Genomic DNA, 720 nt, shown 5'->3' with positions numbered 1-720 from the left:
GCTACAGTTAAAAAGAGAAAACCATCCAAAAAATATGAATTGACTAATGAAATAGATCATATGACTGGTCTCACATTATACCGTATACGCGCCTTAAAAGATTTTGGAGATGTCAAGGCGGGGGATTTAGGTGGTTTTATAGAAAATGAAAGCAACCTATCGCATTATGGTACGTGCTGGGTATATGATAAAGCCCGCGTTTTTCAAAATGCCCGCGTTTCTGGGAATGCAAAAGTAAGAAGCTTTTTTGTAGACGTTTGTGGGAATGCAAAAATTTATGGGAATGCTATTTTTGAAGCTATTTTTATGGGAGGCAATGCGCGTCTTTATGGGAATGCTCATATTAAAGGTGCTGTTGTAATTGAAGGCAATGCAAAGATTTATGATAATGCCTATGTAACTGATCATGCTCATATTTCTGATGATGCCGTCATTTGTGATAATGCTCATGTTGGAGGCAATGCAAAAATAAGCGGTGCTGCTTATATTTGTGATGACGCGCGTGTTTTCGATGATGCCGTTGTATGTGGTGCTCTTATCTCAGGAGATTCTTATGTTCATAGCGCCGCTTCTTTAACAGCAGATGATCATATTTGGAATGAAGCATATCCCGAATTTGGTAGTGAAGATGATTATTATCGTCATGAGTATTATGATGATTTTGAAGACTATTATGATGCTGATCTTGAATCGGAAAATGATGACGATTTAGAATGTGAA

The 720-nt window shown here is 37.5% G+C and carries 1 protein-coding gene; it reads left to right on the top strand.

Translation table 11 applies throughout. The annotated features are described in order from the left end of the window. Positions 1-720 (top strand): hypothetical protein (locus ACFING_RS10015; protein WP_375630825.1); only part of this gene is annotated, 720 nt, incomplete at both ends.

Origin of the sequence: Bartonella sp. AP150HLJHH, assembly GCF_042196385.1 — a bacterium.
Classification (GTDB): domain Bacteria; phylum Pseudomonadota; class Alphaproteobacteria; order Rhizobiales; family Rhizobiaceae; genus Bartonella.
The sequence above is the reverse complement of the archived record's forward strand: the minus strand, read 5'-3'. Positions and strand labels throughout refer to the sequence as shown.